Annotated in this window: 13 protein-coding genes; 6 read left to right on the top strand and 7 right to left on the bottom strand. The window is 75.4% G+C overall.

Annotated elements, in window-relative coordinates:
* Positions 1 to 30 precede the first annotated feature (30 nt).
* The 4 genes from ACI79Y_RS09965 to ACI79Y_RS09950 all read right to left on the bottom strand — a co-directional run bounded on the left by ACI79Y_RS09965 (position 31) and on the right by ACI79Y_RS09950 (position 7,737).
* Entirely contained in the window at positions 31 to 486 is a 456-nt protein-coding gene (locus tag ACI79Y_RS09965) for a GNAT family N-acetyltransferase (protein WP_457158325.1), read from the bottom strand.
* Entirely contained in the window at positions 483 to 1,523 is a 1,041-nt protein-coding gene (locus ACI79Y_RS09960) for a DUF2332 domain-containing protein (protein WP_457158324.1), read from the bottom strand. The genes ACI79Y_RS09965 and ACI79Y_RS09960 overlap by 4 nt, the downstream gene beginning before the upstream one ends.
* Positions 1,524 to 1,532: 9 nt before the next feature.
* Positions 1,533 to 4,190, bottom strand: a complete 2,658-nt coding sequence (gene nhaA / locus ACI79Y_RS09955) for a Na+/H+ antiporter NhaA (RefSeq protein WP_457158323.1) — start codon at positions 4,188 to 4,190, stop codon at positions 1,533 to 1,535.
* Between the two features lie 160 nt (positions 4,191 to 4,350).
* The gene (locus ACI79Y_RS09950) at positions 4,351 to 7,737 is read right to left on the bottom strand and encodes a pyruvate carboxylase (RefSeq protein ID WP_457158322.1); all 3,387 of its coding nucleotides are present in this window, start codon (positions 7,735 to 7,737) and stop codon (positions 4,351 to 4,353) included.
* Between the two features lie 148 nt (positions 7,738 to 7,885).
* Here ACI79Y_RS09950 and ACI79Y_RS09945 point away from each other — a divergent pair, with 148 nt between their 5' ends.
* Both ACI79Y_RS09945 and ilvA read left to right on the top strand, forming a co-directional pair.
* Positions 7,886 to 8,788, top strand: a complete 903-nt coding sequence (locus ACI79Y_RS09945; protein WP_457158321.1) for an SDR family NAD(P)-dependent oxidoreductase — start codon at positions 7,886 to 7,888, stop codon at positions 8,786 to 8,788.
* A 23-nt stretch (positions 8,789 to 8,811) separates the two neighbouring features.
* Positions 8,812 to 10,086: a threonine ammonia-lyase IlvA gene (gene ilvA, locus ACI79Y_RS09940; RefSeq protein WP_457158320.1), complete on the top strand. Its 1,275-nt coding sequence runs from the start codon at positions 8,812 to 8,814 to the stop codon at positions 10,084 to 10,086.
* Here the strand turns inward: ilvA and ACI79Y_RS09935 are convergent.
* Both ACI79Y_RS09935 and ACI79Y_RS09930 read right to left on the bottom strand, forming a co-directional pair.
* On the bottom strand, positions 10,083 to 10,409 hold the full coding sequence (locus ACI79Y_RS09935) for a DUF2277 domain-containing protein (protein ID WP_457158319.1): 327 nt from the start codon (positions 10,407 to 10,409) through the stop codon (positions 10,083 to 10,085). The two genes, ilvA and ACI79Y_RS09935, sit on opposite strands and share 4 nt — an antisense overlap.
* 56 nt (positions 10,410 to 10,465) lie before the next feature.
* Positions 10,466 to 11,638, bottom strand: a complete 1,173-nt coding sequence (locus tag ACI79Y_RS09930; protein WP_457158318.1) for an acyl-CoA dehydrogenase family protein — start codon at positions 11,636 to 11,638, stop codon at positions 10,466 to 10,468.
* Between the two features lie 126 nt (positions 11,639 to 11,764).
* Between ACI79Y_RS09930 and ACI79Y_RS09925 the strand changes: the two genes are divergently transcribed.
* A complete protein-coding gene (locus tag ACI79Y_RS09925) occupies positions 11,765 to 12,355 on the top strand; it encodes a TetR/AcrR family transcriptional regulator (protein WP_457080073.1) in 591 nt (196 codons plus the stop codon).
* 12 nt (positions 12,356 to 12,367) lie between these two features.
* On the opposite strand, the gene ACI79Y_RS09920 is transcribed toward ACI79Y_RS09925, so the two are convergent.
* Complete coding sequence (locus ACI79Y_RS09920; protein WP_457158317.1) at positions 12,368 to 13,372, bottom strand: endonuclease/exonuclease/phosphatase family protein; 1,005 nt, start codon at positions 13,370 to 13,372, stop codon at positions 12,368 to 12,370.
* A 156-nt stretch (positions 13,373 to 13,528) separates the two neighbouring features.
* Between ACI79Y_RS09920 and ACI79Y_RS09915 the strand changes: the two genes are divergently transcribed.
* From ACI79Y_RS09915 to ACI79Y_RS09905, 3 genes are read left to right on the top strand one after another with little or no spacing between them, the layout of a single operon-like run.
* Entirely contained in the window at positions 13,529 to 14,596 is a 1,068-nt protein-coding gene (locus tag ACI79Y_RS09915) for a FecCD family ABC transporter permease (RefSeq protein WP_457158316.1), read from the top strand.
* Complete coding sequence (locus tag ACI79Y_RS09910; protein ID WP_457158315.1) at positions 14,593 to 15,684, top strand: FecCD family ABC transporter permease; 1,092 nt, start codon at positions 14,593 to 14,595, stop codon at positions 15,682 to 15,684. Before ACI79Y_RS09915 ends, ACI79Y_RS09910 begins: the two co-directional genes overlap by 4 nt.
* Positions 15,681 to 16,517, top strand: coding sequence for an ABC transporter ATP-binding protein (locus ACI79Y_RS09905; RefSeq protein ID WP_457158314.1), 837 nt, complete (start codon positions 15,681 to 15,683; stop codon positions 16,515 to 16,517). Before ACI79Y_RS09910 ends, ACI79Y_RS09905 begins: the two co-directional genes overlap by 4 nt.
* The last annotated feature ends 37 nt before the right edge of the window (positions 16,518 to 16,554 follow it).

Raw genomic sequence — 16,554 nt, 5'->3', positions numbered from 1 at the left:
TCACGGGGCCGACACTCGAGGATGCGCCGATCAGTCGAGCGGCTTGGCCAGCAGCATGGTGGCCGGTCCGAAGCCACTCCGCTCGTAGAGCGGTCGCGAGCGTTCGGTGGGCGAGAGCACGATGCGCACGCACCCCCTCTCGCGGGCGAGGTCCTCGGCAGCGCTCAGCAACCGGGCACCGATGCCGGCGCTCCGACGAGCGGCGACGACGAATGCGTTCCCCAGGTAGCACCAGGACGAGGCCGGCCTCCCCGGCCGCGGCATCCGGGTGAAGAACGCCAGGTTGACCATCCCGACCGGCCGCCCGTCCTCCTCGGCGAGCAGCACGACGCGGCGATCGGCCTCCGCCGCCAGCCAGTCGCCCAGCCGATCCTCGAAGTCGTCGTCCGCGACCGGGCCACCGGCGTCCTCCTCGGTCCACGCCTGCCGCAGCGCCGCGACCTGGTCGCTGTCGTCCGGGCCGGCGCGCCGGACGGCGATGCTCACCGTTCTCCGTCCCGACCGCTCAGCTCTTCGTCCCGACCGCTCAGCGCGGCCGCGGTGGGGAGCCAGTCGATGCGGCCGCCGTGCGGATCGGTGTACGCCAGCGGCGCACCGTCCAGCGCGAGCAGGAACCGGCGCTCGTCCGCGGCCGGGGCATCCGGCAGCCGCGCCGCGACGGCGGGGAGCACCCCGACGCTCTCCTGGGAGACCCACCGCACCGGCAGCCCGCCGACCAGCTCGACGAACGACTCCTTCTCCGCCGCCGGCAGGTAGGCGAGCACCGCGGTGTGGAACACCACGACGGTGGCGTCGGCGGGCATGCCGGCCACCAGCCCGGGCAGCTCCGCCACGAGGTCACCACGGACCAGCTCGGCCGGCTCCCGGGCGGCGATCGCGGCGGCGGCGGTCAGCCGGTCCCGACGCTGCTCCATCCCCGGCCAGACCAGCGCCTGCAGCCAGGCGACGTCGTCGGGGTCGGCCGGGTCGAGCGGGTTGAGGTCGATCCCCGCCCGGCGCACCACCCGCGGCACGTCGGTCGGCACCGGGCCGCTGCCGGTGGTGGCGCAGCGCAGCTGCACGGGGCTCGACGCGGGCCCGACCCGGACGCCGCCGGAGTACTCGTAGCCGTACCGGTCGGGGTACAGGCACAGGCCGGCCGAGGCACCCACCTCGATCAGCGCCAGCGGCCCGGGCAGGCCGGCCAGCAGCGGCAGCAGGGCGGCGCAGCGGGCGGCCTCGTTGGTCTGGGTGGCCCGGGCGAGCATCGTCGCCCGCAGCCGGTCGGCGTCGCCCAGCACCCGCTCGTGCAGCTGCGCGGCGTCCGCCGGCGGCCCGCCGTGCAGGTGCTGCAGCGCCCCCAGCAGCAGGTTGGCCTGCCGCTTCGCCGTCGGCAGGGTGCCGAGGAAGGCGAGCACGTCGACGTCCCCGGCGACCGCGGCGGACAGCTCGGCATACCGCGGGGAGACCGGTGCGGCCTCGACCTCGGCGAACCACCGGTAGTGGTCGGCCAGGTCGGTGAGCTCCTCGTCGAGGGAACGCACGCCGGCTCCTCAGGTGGTGGTCAGGTCGCGGGCGGTGCCGGCGAACCGGGCCAGGTCGTCGCGGGTCGGCTCGACCAGCACCCGGCCGTCGGGGGTGAGCACCACCGGGGAGGTCGCCCCCTCCGCACCGGCCTCGGCGAGCAGCCGGCGGGCGGCGTCGTCGTCGGCCGGGTCCAGCCAGGTGTGCGGGACCCCGTCCTCGGCCAGCTGCTCGCGCAGCGCGACGCTCGCCGGCCAGCGCCGGTCGCCGACCACCCGCAGCCCGGTCGCCTGCCCGATGAGGATCGCCCGGCGCAGCAGGAACGACCGCGTGACGACGTCGGCCAGGCCGCGGTCGCGGGCGAAGACGGCGCGCAGCTGCTCCAGGCTGAGCACCAGCACCTCGCCGTCCTCGGCGACCACGAACGACCGCACCGGCCGCTGCCCGGCCAGCATGTTCAGCCCGCCCAGGAACCGGCCCGGGCCGTGGACGGCCACGACCCGCGTGCCGCCGTCCGCGCCGTGGTCGAGCGGCCCCTCGACCACCGCGATCGCCCCGGAGAGGACGACGAAGAAGTCGAACTCCGCCTGGCCCGAGCGCAGCAGCACCTGGCCGCGCACCGTGGCCTGCCGCCGGCCCACCCGGCGGAACACGGCGATGTGCGCGTCGGACAGCCGCGGGGAGGAGCCGTCGTCGGGCGTCTCGGTGAACGGGCCGCCGGGCAGCACGTCGACCGCCGGCAGCTGCGCCGGCGGGGAGAAGATCCGCAACGACGGCACCGGCGCCACCGGCTCGGTCGCCGGCAGCAGGCCGCCGTGGCCCGGACCGCGGGGGTCGGAGGCGACCAGCGCGGCGGCGAGCGCCTCGGTGGTGGTCGGTCCGTCGTGCCGGACGCCGTTGACGAAGAACGTCGGGGTGCCCTGCACGCCGCTGGCCTCGGCGCCCACGACGTCGGTGCGGACCCGCGCGGCGTGCACCCCGGACCCCAGCTCCTCGGCGAACCGGCCGAGGTCCAGGCCGAGGGCGGCGGCGTGGTCGAGCAGCTGGTCGGCCTCCAGCTGGTCCTGGTGGGCGTAGAGCCGGTCGTGCATCGCCCAGAACGCGCCCTGGGCGCCCGCGGCCTCGGTGGCCTCGGCGGCGAGCTCGGCGTGCGGGTGCACGTCGGGCAGCGGCAGGTGCCGGAACACGTAGCGCAGGTCGTCGCCGAACCGGCGGCGCAGCTCCTCGACCACCCCGGTCGCGCGGCCGCAGAACGGGCACTCGACGTCGCCGAACTCCACCAGCGTCAGCGGCGCGTCGACGTGGCCGCGCAGGTGGTCGACCTCCGGGTCGACCGGCGGGTCGAGGCGGCGGGGACCGGTCTCGGCGACCTGCGGCGTGCGGCGGCCCAGTGCCCAGAACCAGACGGCGCCCAGGACCGCGGCGACCACCCCGGCAGCCAGCACGCCGATCATCGCCTCCTCGCGCAGCACCGGGTCGTCGAAGGCCAGGTCGGCGACGAACAGCGAGACGGTGAACCCCAGCCCGGAGAAGGCGGCGCCACCCCAGACGCTGGGCAGGGTCACGCTGGGCGGCAGCGAGCCCATGCCGAACTTCACCGCCAGCGTGGAGAACAGCCCGATGCCGACGAACTTGCCGACGACCAGACCGAGGAAGACCCCGATCGTGACCGGCGAGGTGAGCGCCCGCTCCAGCACCGCGCCGCTGAGCTGCACCCCGGCGTTGGCCAGGGCGAAGATCGGGACGACGACGTAGCCGCTCCACGGCACCAGCAGCGCGCCGATCCGCTCGTTGGGCGAGATGGCCCGTTCCACCGAGAGCTTCGCCCGCCGGGCCAGGGCGACGTCCGGGGCCTGCCGGAAGGCGCGGGCCAGCGTGCCCGCGGACTCGACTGCGGCGCGGCGCGGGGTGTAGGCGGTGACCAGCAGGCCCAGCACCACCCCGCCGATGGTCGCGTGCACCCCGGAGGCGTGCATCGCCAGCCACATGACCACGCCGACGGCGAAGTAGGCCGGCCCGCGCCACACCTGCAGCTTGGTGAGCCACCCGAAGGCGAGGACGCACAGCGCCGCGACGCCCAGGGCCACCAGGTCGATGTCCTCGGAGTAGAAGACCGCGATCACGGTGAGCGCGCCGATGTCGTCGACGACCGACAGGGAGAGCAGGAAGACCCGCAGCTGGGTCGGGGCGCGGTTGCCGACCAGGGCGAGGGCGCCGAGCACGAAGGCGGTGTCGGTGGCCATCGGAATGCCCCAGCCCTGCGCGCCCGGGCCGCCGGCGTTGATCGCCAGGTAGATGCCGGCGGGCACCACCAGCCCGGCGATCGCGCCGAGGGCCGGCACCGACAGCCGGCTGCGCTGGGTCAGCTCGCCCATCGACAGCTCCCGGCGCACCTCCATCCCGATGAGGAAGAAGAAGAACACCATCAGGCCGTCGTTGACCCAGTGCCGCAGGTCCATGGCGACCTCGGTGGAGCCCAGCTGCACGGCGAACTCGGTGTGCCACACCCGCTCGTAGGAGTCGCCCCACGGGGAGTTGGCCCACAGGAGGGCCAGCAGGGTGCCGACGACCAGCAGCACCGCGCTGGACGCCTCGGTGCGGAGGAACCGGCGGGCCGGGGTGGAGAGCTGGGCGAGCAGGTGACCGGCGCGGGAAGGCCGGCTGACGGTGCGGGACGGGGATGTCACGACGGTCTTCCTACCGCGCCGATGTGACGGCGCGGAATCCTCCTGCGGCCGGCTCCGCCGCGCGCTTTCCCGCGAGCAAGCGCGCGCGCTTTCCCGCGAACAAGCGCGCGCGGTTTCCCGCGAACAAGCGCGCGCGGTTTCCCGCGAACAACCGTCGGAGTCAGCCGAGGACGACGAGCAGGTCACCGCCCTCGACCTGCTGGACGGCGCTGATCGCCACCCGCTGCACCGTCCCGGCCCGCGGGGCGGTGATCGCCGCCTCCATCTTCATCGCCTCGATGGTGGCGATGGCCGCCCCCGCCTCGACCGTGTCGCCCTCGCCGACCTGCAGGGTCACCACCCCGGCGAACGGGGCGGCGACCTGGCCGGGGTCGGCGCGGTCGGCCTTCTCGGTGGGCTGCACCTCGGACGTGACGGACCGGTCCCGCACGCTGATCGGCCGGAGCTGGCCGTTCAGGGAGCACATCACCGTGCGCATCCCGCGCTCGTCGGCGTCGGAGACCGCCTCGATGCCGATCAGCAGCCGGACCCCGGGCTCCAGGTCGACCGAGTGCTCGGCGCCGGACCGCAGCCCGTAGAGGAACTCCTTGCTGGGCAGCACCGAGACGTCGCCGTAGGAGTCGGCGTGCGCCTCGAACTCCGCCGTCGGGCCGGGGAACAGCAGCCGGTTCAGCGTGCGCCGGGGCTCCTCCGCCAGCCCGTCCAGGTCCTCCTGGCTCAGCTCCGCCGGGGGCTGGGCCTCCCGCCGGCCCTCCAGCGCCCTGGTGCGGAACGGCTCCGGCCAGCCGCCGGGCGGGTCGCCCAGCTCACCGCGGAGGAAGCCGACGACGGAGTCGGGCAGGTCGAACCGCCCGGGCTCGGCGGCGAACTCCGCGACGTCCACCCCGGCGCCGACCAGCTGGAGCGCCAGGTCGCCGACCACCTTCGACGACGGGGTGACCTTGACCAGGTGGCCGAGCAGCCGGTCGGCGGCGGCGTACATCGCCTCCACCTCCTCGAACCGCTGCCCCAGGCCCAGCGCGATCGCCTGCTGGCGCAGGTTGGACAACTGCCCGCCGGGGATCTCGTGGGTGTAGACCCGCCCGGTCGGCGCCGGCAGCCCGGACTCGAACGGCGCGTAGACCCGCCGCACCGCCTCCCAGTAGGGCTCCAGGTCGTTGACCGCGGTCAGGTCCAGGCCGGTGGCCCGCTCGGTGTGGTCGGTCGCCGCGACGATGCTGCTCAGCGCCGGCTGCGACGTCGTCCCGGCCAGTGCCGCGCTGGCGCCGTCGACCGCGTCGACCCCGGCCGACCAGGCCGCCAGCAGCGTGGCCAGCTGCCCGCCGGGGGTGTCGTGGGTGTGCAGGTGCACCGGCAGGTCGAACCGCTCGCGCAGCGCCCGCACCAGGGTGGCCGCGGCCGGCGGCCGGAGCAGGCCGGCCATGTCCTTGATCGCCAGCACGTGCGCCCCGGCGGCGACGATCTGCTCGGCCAGGGCCAGGTAGTAGTCGAGCGTGTACAGCGGCTCGGCCGGGTCGGAGAGGTCGCCGGTGTAGCAGAGCGCCACCTCGGCCACCGCCGTCCCGGTCTCCCGGACGGCGTCGATCGCCGGGCGCATCTGCCCGACGTCGTTGAGCGCGTCGAAGATGCGGAAGACGTCGATGCCGGTGCGGGCCGCCTCGGCCACGAACGCCGTCGTCACCTGCTCCGGGTAGGCGGTGTAGCCCACGGTGTTGCGTCCGCGCAGCAGCATCTGCAGGCAGACGTTGGGCACCGCCTCGCGCAGCGCCGCCAGCCGCTCCCACGGGTCCTCGTGCAGGAAGCGCAGCGCGACGTCGTAGGTGGCGCCGCCCCAGGCCTCGATGCTGAGCAGCTGGGGCAGCAGCCGCGCCTGGTGCCCGGCGACGGCGACCAGGTCCTTGGTGCGCACCCGGGTGGCCAGCAGCGACTGGTGCGCGTCGCGGAAGGTGGTGTCGGTGACCGCCAGCGCGGTCTGCGCGCGCAGGTCGGCGGCGAACCGCTCGGGGCCGAGCTCCAGCAGCCGGTCGCGGGATCCGTCCAGCGGGGCCAGGTTCAGGTCCACGGCGGGCAGCTTCTCGGTGGGGTCGAGCAGGTGCGGGCGCTCGCCGTGGGGCTGGTTGACGGTCACGTCGGCCAGGTAGCTGAGCAGCTTGGTGCCGCGGTCGGCGGAGCTGCGCGCGGTCAGCAGCTCCGGCCGCTCCTCGATGAACGACGTCGTCACCTGCCCGGCGGCGAAGTCCGGGTCGTCCAGCACCGCCTGCAGGAACGGGATGTTCGTGGAGACCCCGCGGATCCGGAACTCGGCGACGGCGCGGCGGGCCCGGGCCACCGCGATGTCCCAGGTCCGACCCCGGCAGGTCAGCTTGACCAGCATGGAGTCGAAGTGGGCGCCCACCTCCGCGCCGAGGGAGGCGCCGCCGTCCAGCCGCACCCCGGCGCCGCCGGGCGAGCGGTAGGCGGTGATGCGGCCGGTGTCCGGGCGGAAGCCGTTGGCCGGGTCCTCGGTGGTGATCCGGCACTGCAGCGCCGCGCCGCGCAGCTGCACCGTCTCCTGGGACAGGCCCAGGTCGGCGAGGGTCTCCCCCGCGGCGATCCGCAGCTGGCTCTGCACCAGGTCGACGTCGGTGACCTCCTCGGTGACCGTGTGCTCGACCTGGATCCGCGGGTTCATCTCGATGAACACGTGCCGACCCTCGCGGTCGAGCAGGAACTCCACGGTGCCGGCGCAGCTGTAGCCGATGTGCCGGGCGAAGGCGACGGCGTCGGCGCAGATCCGCTCGCGCAGCTCCGGGTCCAGGTTCGGCGCCGGGGCCAGCTCGACCACCTTCTGGTGCCGGCGCTGCACCGAGCAGTCCCGCTCGAAGAGGTGGATCACGTTCCCGGCGCCGTCGGCCAGGATCTGCACCTCGATGTGCCGGGGGTCGACGACGGCCTGCTCGAGGAAGACGGTGGCGTCGCCGAACGCCGACTCCGCCTCCCGCATGGCCGCCTCGATCGCGCCCCGCAGCTGGGCCCCGTCGACACCTCTGTCGTCGACCCGGCGCATGCCACGCCCGCCACCACCGGCGACGGCCTTGACGAAGACCGGCCCGTCGATCCGCTCGGCGGCGGCGATCAGCGCGTCGACGTCGCTGCCGGGCTCGGTGCCCTGCAGCACCGGCAGGCCGGCCTCCCGCGCCGCGGCGATCGCGCGGGACTTGTCCCCGGTCAGCTCCAGCACGGCGGCGCTCGGCCCGACGAAGGTGATCCCCGCCCGCGCGCACGCCTCGGCGAGCTCGGGGTTCTCCGACAGGAACCCGTAACCGGGGTAGACGGCGTCGGCACCGGCGCGCTGGGCGGCCCGGACGATCTCGGCGACGTCCAGGTAGGCGCGCACCGGGTGGCCCGGCTCACCGATCTGATAGCTCTCGTCGGCCTTGAGCCGGTGCACGGAGTTGCGGTCCTCGTGCGGGAAGACCGCGACCGTCCCGGCCCCCAGCTCGTAGGCGGCGCGGAAGGCGCGGACCGCGATCTCCCCGCGGTTGGCGACCAGGACCTTCTCGAACACGGGCGCGTCCTCTCGGCTCGGGGGCGACCGGCGCTGGCCCTCCTCGTGCCGCCAGACCGTAGCGGCGTCAGGTGACCTCCGTCGTCCCCGGCGAACCGGTCGCGCCCGACGTGCGTGCCCGTCACCGGCTCCGGGTAGGCGGGGAGGCGTGACCGCTGAGCAGAGAGCAGACCGGGCCCCCGAGGTCGTCCTCGTCTTCGGCGGGTCCTCCGGGATCGGCCGGGCCTCGGCGGTGCAGTTCGCCGAGCGCGGCGCCTCGCTGGTGCTCGTCTCCCGCAGCCGGGAGACCCTCGAGCAGGCCGCCGCCGAGTGCCGGGCGGCCGGGGCGAGCGCGGTCGAGGTCCACCCGGCCGACGTCCTCGACCGCGCCGCGGTGCAGGCCGCCGTCGACCGGGCCGTCACCTCCTTCGGTCGGCTGGACGTCGTCGTCCACTCCGCGACCGTGATGGCCTACGGGGCGATCGAGGACCTGCAGCCCGGAGTGTTCGAGCAGGTGGTGGACACCGCGATCAAGGGCACGTACCACGTCTTCCGCGCCGTGCTGCCGCAGTTCCGGGCCCAGCGGCGCGGGTCGCTCGTCGTCGTCAGCTCGCTGCTCGCCTCGGTGACCACCCCGACGATGGGCGCCTACATCACCGCCAAGTGGGGGCAGCTGGGCATGATCCGCACCCTGCAGCAGGAGCTGCGCGACCTGCCCGACGTGCACGTCTCCGCCGTCGCGCCCGGCGGGACGACGACGCCCATCTACCGCCAGGCCGCCACCGTGCTGGGCAACACCGGCCACCCGCCGCCGCCGGTCTACACCCCCGAGCGGGTGGCCCGCGCCGTCGTCGCCCGGGTGGCGCGCCCGCGCCGGCTCAAGCAGTCCGGGTTCGCGAACCCGCTCATCATCGCCGGCTTCCGGCTGCTGCCGCCGGTGTACGACTTCCTCGTCGGGCCGCTGCTGAGGACCTTCGGCCACGCCCGCGACCAGGTGGCGGCCACCACCGGCAACGTCTTCGCCCCGGTGCCGGAGAAGGAGGCCACCCGCGGCCCGTTCGTCGGCATCTGACCGCCTCCGGGGAAGATGGGCCGGTGACCGACGTCCGCACCTCGTTCTCCGCGGAGGTCTCCGACGCCGTCCGGCGGCTCGCCGGGGTCGCCGAGCGGACCCCCCTGCAGCGCAACGCCCGCCTGTCCGAGCTGACCGGCGCCGAGGTCTGGGTGAAGCGGGAGGACCTGCAGGTCGGCCGCTCCTACAAGGTGCGCGGCGCCTACAACACGATCAGCCAGCTCGACGCCGCCGGCCGCGCCGCCGGGGCGGTCTGCGCCAGCGCCGGCAACCACGGCCAGGGCGTGGCCTACGCCTGCCGGGTGCTCGGCGTCCGGGGCCGGGTGTTCGTGCCCGGGACGACGCCCCGGCAGAAGCGGCAGCGGATCGCCGCGCTCGGCGGGGACATGGTCGAGCTGGTCGTCACCGGCGACACCTACGACGACGCGGCCGCCGCGGCCGCAGCCTCCGCGCAGATGACCGGGGCCACCCTGGTGCCCGCGTTCGACGCGCTCTCCACCGTGATCGGGCAGGCCACCGTGGCCGTGGAGGTGCTCGACCAGCTGGGCGGTGCCCCGGACGTCGTCGTCCTCCCGGTCGGCGGCGGTGGGCTGCTGGCCGGCTGCGGCACCTGGCTGCGCGAGCACAGCCCCGGCACCCGGCTGATCGGCGTCGAGCCGGCCGGCGCGGCGAGCATGGCCGCCGCGCTGGCCGCCGGCTCACCCGTCGAGCTGCCCGAGATCGACACCTTCGTCGACGGTGCCGCGGTGCGCCGGGTCGGGGAGGTGACCCACCCGCTGGTGCGCGACAGCGGCGCGGAGCTGGTCGCCGTCCCAGAGGGCCAGATCTGCACCGAGATGCTGGAGCTCTACCAGGTCGACGGCGTGATCGCCGAGCCCGCGGGGGCGCTGGCCACCGCCGCGCTGACCGGGGGCGCCGTCCGGGTGGAGCCGGGGCAGACCGTCGTCTGCCTGCTGTCCGGCGGCAACAACGACGTCAGCCGGTACGCCGAGATCGTCGAGCGCTCCCTGGTGCACCAGGGGCTGAAGCACTGGTTCCTGGTGGAGTTCCCGCAGGAGCCGGGGGCGCTGCGTCGCTTCCTCGACGAGGTGCTCGGCCCGGACGACGACATCGTGCGGTTCGAGTACGTCAAGCGCGACAACCGGGACACCGGCGCGGCGCTGACCGGCATCGAGCTGGGCAGCGCCGACGGCCTGGCCCCGCTGCTGGCCCGGATCGAGGCCGGCCCGCTGACCATCCAGCACCTGCAGCCCGGCACGACCGCGTACCGCTACCTGGTCTCCGGCCCCAGCTTCTAGCGGCCCCCTTGCAGGGACCCGTCGCGAGCTTGCGAGGGGCGGGGGGCAAGGGGGTCCTTCTGGTAGCGGGCCGCGGAGCGGGCGCGGGCCTGGGCGGCGAGCACCTCGCGGTCCTTGGGCGGCGCGGTGGTGACCAGGTCGGCGAGCAGGTGCTCGGTGGCGTGCGCGATCTCCTCGACCGCCCGGTCGAACGCCGCCTGGTTCGCCTGCGACGGCTTGGTCGAGCCGCTCACCTTGCGCACGTACTGCAGCGCCGCCGCGCGGACCTCCTCAGAGGTGGTGGCGGGCTCGAGGTTGTGCAGGACGTGGATGTTCCGACACATGCCGGGCAGCGTAGGCCCCTGACCTCCCCGCCAGAATGGCCATTCTGGCGGGGAGGTCACGGGACGACGGTGGTGGTGTCCGCTGCGCCGCCGCGGGCCAGGGCCCGGCTGATCACCAGGCGCTGGATCTGGTTGGTGCCCTCGAAGATCTGCATGACCTTCGCCTCCCGCATGTACCGCTCGACCGGGAAGTCGCGGGTGTAGCCGTAGCCGCCGAGCACCTGGACGGCGTCGGTGGTCACCTTCATCGCGTTGTCGGTTGCCACCAGCTTGGCGATCGAGGCCTGCCGCCCGTACGGCTGGCCGGCGTCGCGCAGCCGGGCCGCGGACAGGTAGGTCGCCCGGGAGGTCTCCACGGCGGCGGCCATGTCGGCGAGCAGGAAGCCCAGGCCCTGGTGCTCGATGATCGGCGTGCCGAAGGTCTCGCGCTCCTTGGCGTAGGCCACCGCGTCGTCCAGCGCACGCTGGGCCAGTCCGGTGGCGACGGCGGCGATCCCCAGCCGGCCGGCGTCCAGGCCGGCGAGGGCGATCGACAGCCCCTCGCCCTCCTCGCCCAGCCGACGACCGGCGTCGACGCGGACGCCGTCGAACCGCATGGTCGCCGTGGTCGAGCCGGTCAGCCCCATCTTGCGCTCGGCGGGGTCGGCGGACAGCCCCTCGCTGTCGGCGGGGACGAGGAAGCAGGAGATGCCGTGGGCGCCGTCGTCGGAGGTGCGGGCCATCACCGTGTAGAAGTCCGCGTGCCCGCCGTGCGTGGTCCAGGCCTTGTCCCCGGACAGCACGTACGCGTCCCCGTCCCGCACGGCCCTGGTGCGCATCGCCGCCGGGTCGGAGCCGGCGTGCGGCTCGGACAGGCAGTACGCGCCGAGCAGCTCGCCGCCGAGCAGGTCGGGCAGCCACTCCTGCTGCTCCGGCGTGCCCCGGCTGGCCAGCGCGAAGCAGGACAGCCCGTGCACGCTCACCCCGACGCCGACACTGGCCCAGGCGGCCGAGATCTCCTCGAGCACCTGCAGGTACACCTCGAGGGGCTGCCCGCCGCCGCCCAGCTCCTCGGCGTAGGGCAGGCCGAGCAGCCCGGCCCGGCCCAGGGTGCGGAACACCTCCCGCGGGAACTCCTCGGCGGCCTCCGCGGCGGCGGCCCGGGGGGCGAGCTCGGCGCGGGCCAGCTCCCGGGTCAGCTGGAGCAGGTCCGCAGCCTCCTGGGTGGGCACGAGCCGGGCGACGGGCACGGGGAGACCTCCGGGACGGCGGGACGTCGGTGTCCCGCGGGCAGTACTGGCAGACGGTACGCAGTACTGCTTCCGGTACTCAAGGACGCCGCCGTTGTTACCCTCCGGTACCCGGAGGGAGGCGCCATGACGTCGCTGGAGACCCGCAGCCCCCGCGCCACCGCCCGGCGCGCGGAGCTGCTCGACCAGCTGGTCGGGCTGATGCTGGCCGAGGGGTTCGCGGCGTTCACCCTCGACGAGCTGGCCCGCCGGCTGCACTGCTCGAAGAGCACGCTGTACGGCATCGCGGCCAGCAAGGAGCAACTGGTGGTGGCCGGGGTGAAGCGCTTCTTCCAGGTCGCCACCGCAGCCGTGGAGGAGCGCGCCGCCGCCCCCGCCGACCACCGCGAGCGGATCAGCGCCTACCTGCTCGCCGTCGCCGCGCAGCTGCAGCCGGCCTCCCCGGCGTTCTTCGCCGACCTGGCCGCGTTCGCCCCGGCGCGGGAGATCTACCAGCACAACACCCGCGCGGCCGCCGCCCGGGTGCAGCGCCTGGTCGCCGAGGGCGTCACCGCGGGCACCGTCCGCCCGGTGCACGCCTCGTTCGTCGGGACGGCGGTCGCACAGGTCATGGCCGCGATCCACCGGGGCGACGTCCGCGCCGCGACCGGGCTGGACGACGCCGCCGCCTACCGGGAGCTCGCCGACCTCGTCGTCGCCGGCACCGCCCCGCGCTGAACGACGGCCGGGTCAGGTGCCCGGCCAGGCGAGGTCGGCGACGACCGGCGAGTGCGTGCTCGCCCCCCGCGCGCCCTCCGCCTCCGCGATCGGCCGCAGCCCCGCGACGAGCACCACGTCGACCCGGGCCACGCCGGGGCCCGGACCGCGGGTGAACTGCGGCCACGTGCCGACCGCCCGGTGCACGTCCACGAGCCCGGCGCCGGTGAGCACCCGCAGCGGCTCGTTGAGGGTCGAGGAGTTGAGGTCGCCACCGAGCACCACCGGCCGGCCCTCGGCCACCAGCCCGGCGACGACGGTGGCCAGGCGCTCGGCCTCGGCCACCCGCACGCGGGCCGCCGCGCCCGTCCCCCCGGCGGGGTTCGCCTCGCGGCGTCCGCCACCGCAGCCGAGGCACGGTGAGGCCAGGTGCACCGAGAGGACGGCGAGCTCCCGTCCGTCCACGTCCAGGGTGACCACGTCCACCGGGCGGGCGCCCTCGGGCAGCCCGGTCACCGGGCGCACGTCCACGATCGGGTACCGGGAGAGGACGACGTCCCGGTCGCCGTCCTCCCCGTTCGCGGCCAGCCGGCCGAACGAGCGGTGCGGGTATCCCGGCAGCGCCTCGACCTCCGGGCGCCGCCGGTCGACGACCTCCTGCAGCAGCAGGACGTCGGGGTCCCGCTCGCGCACCAGCGTGGCCAGCCCGTCCAGCGGGGCGCCGGCGGTCACGTTGTAGGTGGCCACCCGCAGGTCGGCCGGGCCGGCCTCCCCGCCCACCCGGTTGACCAGCAGCGGCCCCTGCAGCCAGAGGCACAGCACCGCGGGCACGAGGACCGCCGCCACGACCGGCCAGGACCGCCGGAGGACCCCGGCGACCAGCAGCACCGGCGCCGGAAGCAGCCACCAGGAGGAGAGCAGCGCCGCGGTGTAGGTCACCGCCCACCGGTCGCCGAGCACGAGGACCGCCAGGACCACCGCGGTGGCCGCGATGCCGTACGACAGTGCCGCGCCACGCAAGATGGAGAGCCGGCGCACCCGCCCATCCTGGCGGTCGGCCGCGCCCGCCGGTCGACTCCGCGGAGTTGGATCGCTCACCCCGCCGGGCTGCCACCGGGCCAGACCGATGAGTAAGGTGAGCCTTGCTTTCCCTGGCCGGACGCCGGCCGTCCCCTCGTCCCCCAGGAGCAGCTCGTGGCGCAGCGCACGGCCACCGCGGCTCCACGGGCGACCGCCGGGCAACCCCGCCGCGGCCTGCTGCGCGGCGCGTTCACCCGCACGCTCGGGCTCTGGCTGCTGCTCGGGCTGGCGCTGGTGGCCTGCGTCCTGAGCATCACGGTCGGCACCCGGCCGATCGGGCTCGGCGCCGTCTGGCAGGCGCTGAGCGACGCCTCCACCCCGGGCGACGAGGCGCTCATCATCCGCGAGCTCCGGGTGCCCCGGACCGTGCTGGGCGTGCTCGCCGGGGTCGCCCTGGGCGTCTCCGGCGCGCTGATGCAGGGGCACACCCGCAACCCGCTGGGCGACCCGGGGCTGCTCGGGGTCACCGCGGGCGCCTCGTTCGCCGTCGTGCTGTCCATCTGGCTGCTGGGCATCAGCTCCCCCGGTGGCTATGTCTGGTTCGCCCTGGCCGGTGCGCTGCTGGGCAGCGTCACGGTCTACGCGATCGGCTCCGCCGGGCCCGGCGGGTCGACCCCGGTGACCCTGGCACTGGCCGGTGCCGCGCTGACGGCCCTGCTCTACGCGCTGATCCAGGCGATCACCATCCGGGAGACCACGGCGCTGGACGCCTACCGCTTCTGGGTGGTCGGGGCCCTCGCCGGCCGGGACGCCACGGTGGCCGCGCAGGTCGCCCCCTTCATCGTCGTCGGCCTGGTGCTCGCCCTGGTCAACGCGCCGGCGCTGAACCTGCTCGGCCTCGGTGAGGACGTCGCCCGCGGCCTGGGCACCCGGATCTGGCTGGCCCGCGGCGTGGGCCTCGCGGCGATCACCCTGCTGGCCGGCGCCGCGACGGCCGCCTGCGGGCCGATCGTGTTCGTCGGGCTGGTGGTGCCGCACGTGGCCCGGGCGGTCACCGGGCCCGACCACCGCTGGCTGGTGCCGTACTCCGCACTGCTGGGCGCGGTCTTCCTGCTGCTCGCCGACGTGCTGGGCCGGATCGTGGCCCGGCCCGGTGAGCTGCAGGTGGGGATCGTGCTCGCCGTGGTCGGCGCACCGTTCTTCATCGCCCTGGTCCGCCGCCGGAAGCTGGCGGCGCTGTGACCCTCACCGCGCCCACCCGCGCCCCCGAGCGGCGACCCCAGCCCCGGCGGGCCGTGCGGGTCGGCCCCTTCTCCGGGGTGTACCGCCCCCGGCAGCTCGTCGTCCCGCTGGCGGTGCTGGTGGTGCTGGTCGTGGTCAGCGCGCTCAGCCTGGGTCGCGGCGACTACCCGATCAGCGTCCCGGAGGTGCTCGGCACCCTGGTCGGCGCCGGCGACGACACCCAGCGGTTCATCGTGCTCGAGCTGCGCGCGCCCCGGGTCGTCGTCGGCCTGCTCGTCGGGCTGGCGCTGGGGGTGTCCGGCGCGCTGTTCCAGACCTTCGCCCGCAACCCGCTGGCCAGCCCGGACATCCTCGGCGTCACCGGCGGGGCGGCGGTCGGCGCGGTCGCGGTGATCGTGCTGGGCGGCACCACCGGCGCCGGGGCGCTGCTGGGCGGGGCCGGGCTGTCGGCCGCCGCGCTCGCCAGCGGCCTGCTCACCGCGGCACTCATCTTCGGCCTGGCCTGGCGCAAGGGCATCGACGGCTACCGGCTGGTGCTGGTCGGCGTCGGGCTGGCCGCCTTCGCCCAGGCGCTGATCGCCTACCTGCTCACCCGCAGCGACATCAACGACGCGGCGGCGGCCAACGTGTGGCTCACCGGTTCGCTGAACGGGCGGGGGTGGGACCAGGCGGTGCCGCTGGCGCTGGCCCTCGTGGTGCTGCTCCCCGCCGCGCTCGCGCTGAGTCGGGTGCTGGGGGTGCTCCAGTTCGGCGACGACACCGCCCGGGCCCTCGGGGTGCGGCTGGCCGGCGCGCAGGCCGTCGTCGTGCTGGTCGCGGTGGCGCTGGCCGCGTTCGCCGTCGCCGCCGCCGGGCCGATCCAGTTCGTCGCGCTGGTGGTGCCGCAGATCGCCGTCCGGCTCGCCGGTGGCTCGCGGCCGCCGGTGCTCGCCTCGGGGCTGCTGGGCGCGCTGCTGCTGATCAGCAGTGACCTGGTGGCCCGCACCGTGCTGCCCGATTCGTTCCCCGTCGGGGTGGTGACCGCCGTGGTCGGCGCCCCGTACCTGCTCTGGCTTCTCGTCCGCGGAAGGCGGCGATCGACCCTGTGACTGCCTCACCCACGCTCGCGCGCGACACTCCCCGCCCCGACGCCCCGCCGGTGCGGCTCGCCGCCGACGGCGTCCGGCTGGCCTACGGCGAGAAGGTCGTCGTCGACTCGCTGGACCTCGAGCTCACCGACGGCTCGTTCACCGCGATCGTCGGCCCGAACGGCTGCGGCAAGTCGACCCTGCTGAAGGCGCTGGGCCGGCTGCTGCGCCCCACCGGGGGCACCGTGCTGCTCGACGGCCGGGCCATCACCAGCACCCCGACCCGCGAGGTCGCCAAGGTGCTCGGCCTGCTGCCGCAGACGCCGCTGGCGCCGGAGGGGCTGACCGTCGCCGACCTGGTGGCGCGCGGCCGGCACCCGCACCAGAGCTGGCTGCGCCAGTGGTCCTCCGACGACGAGGCGGTGGTCGCCGAGGCGCTCGGCTGGACCGACATGGCCGAACTGGCCGACTCCCCGGTCGACGCGCTGTCGGGCGGGCAGCGGCAGCGGGCCTGGATCTCCATGGCGCTGGCCCAGGGCACCGACCTGCTGCTGCTCGACGAGCCGACCACCTACCTCGACCTGGCCCACCAGGTCGACGTGCTCGAGCTGGTCGGCCGGCTGCACGCCGAGCGCGGCCGGACCGTCGTCGTCGTGCTGCACGACCTGAACCTGGCTGCGCGCTACGCGCAGCGGCTGGTGGCGATGAAGGACGGCGTGCTCGTCGCGGCGGGCACGCCGGCGGAGGTGCTCACCGAGCAGCTGCTCGCCGACGTGTTCGAGCTGGAGGCCCGGGTCGTCCCCGACCCGGTCACCGGCACCCCGATGGTGGTCCCGGTCCGCCGCCTCCGCTGACGGTGACGCGCTGGACCGGCCCCATCGCAGGGCCCGC

This window comes from Modestobacter sp. SYSU DS0875, assembly GCF_054050915.1.
The sequence above is the reverse complement of the archived record's forward strand: the minus strand, read 5'-3'. Positions and strand labels throughout refer to the sequence as shown.

Bases quoted from the DNA above. Each gene is read 5' to 3' on its own strand.
- ACI79Y_RS09925 (WP_457080073.1), top strand. From the start codon at position 11,765: ATGACGTCGCTGGAGACCCGCAGCCCCCGCGCCACCGCCCGGCGCGCG.
- ACI79Y_RS09935 (WP_457158319.1), bottom strand. From the start codon at position 10,409: ATGTGTCGGAACATCCACGTCCTGCACAACCTCGAGCCCGCCACCACC.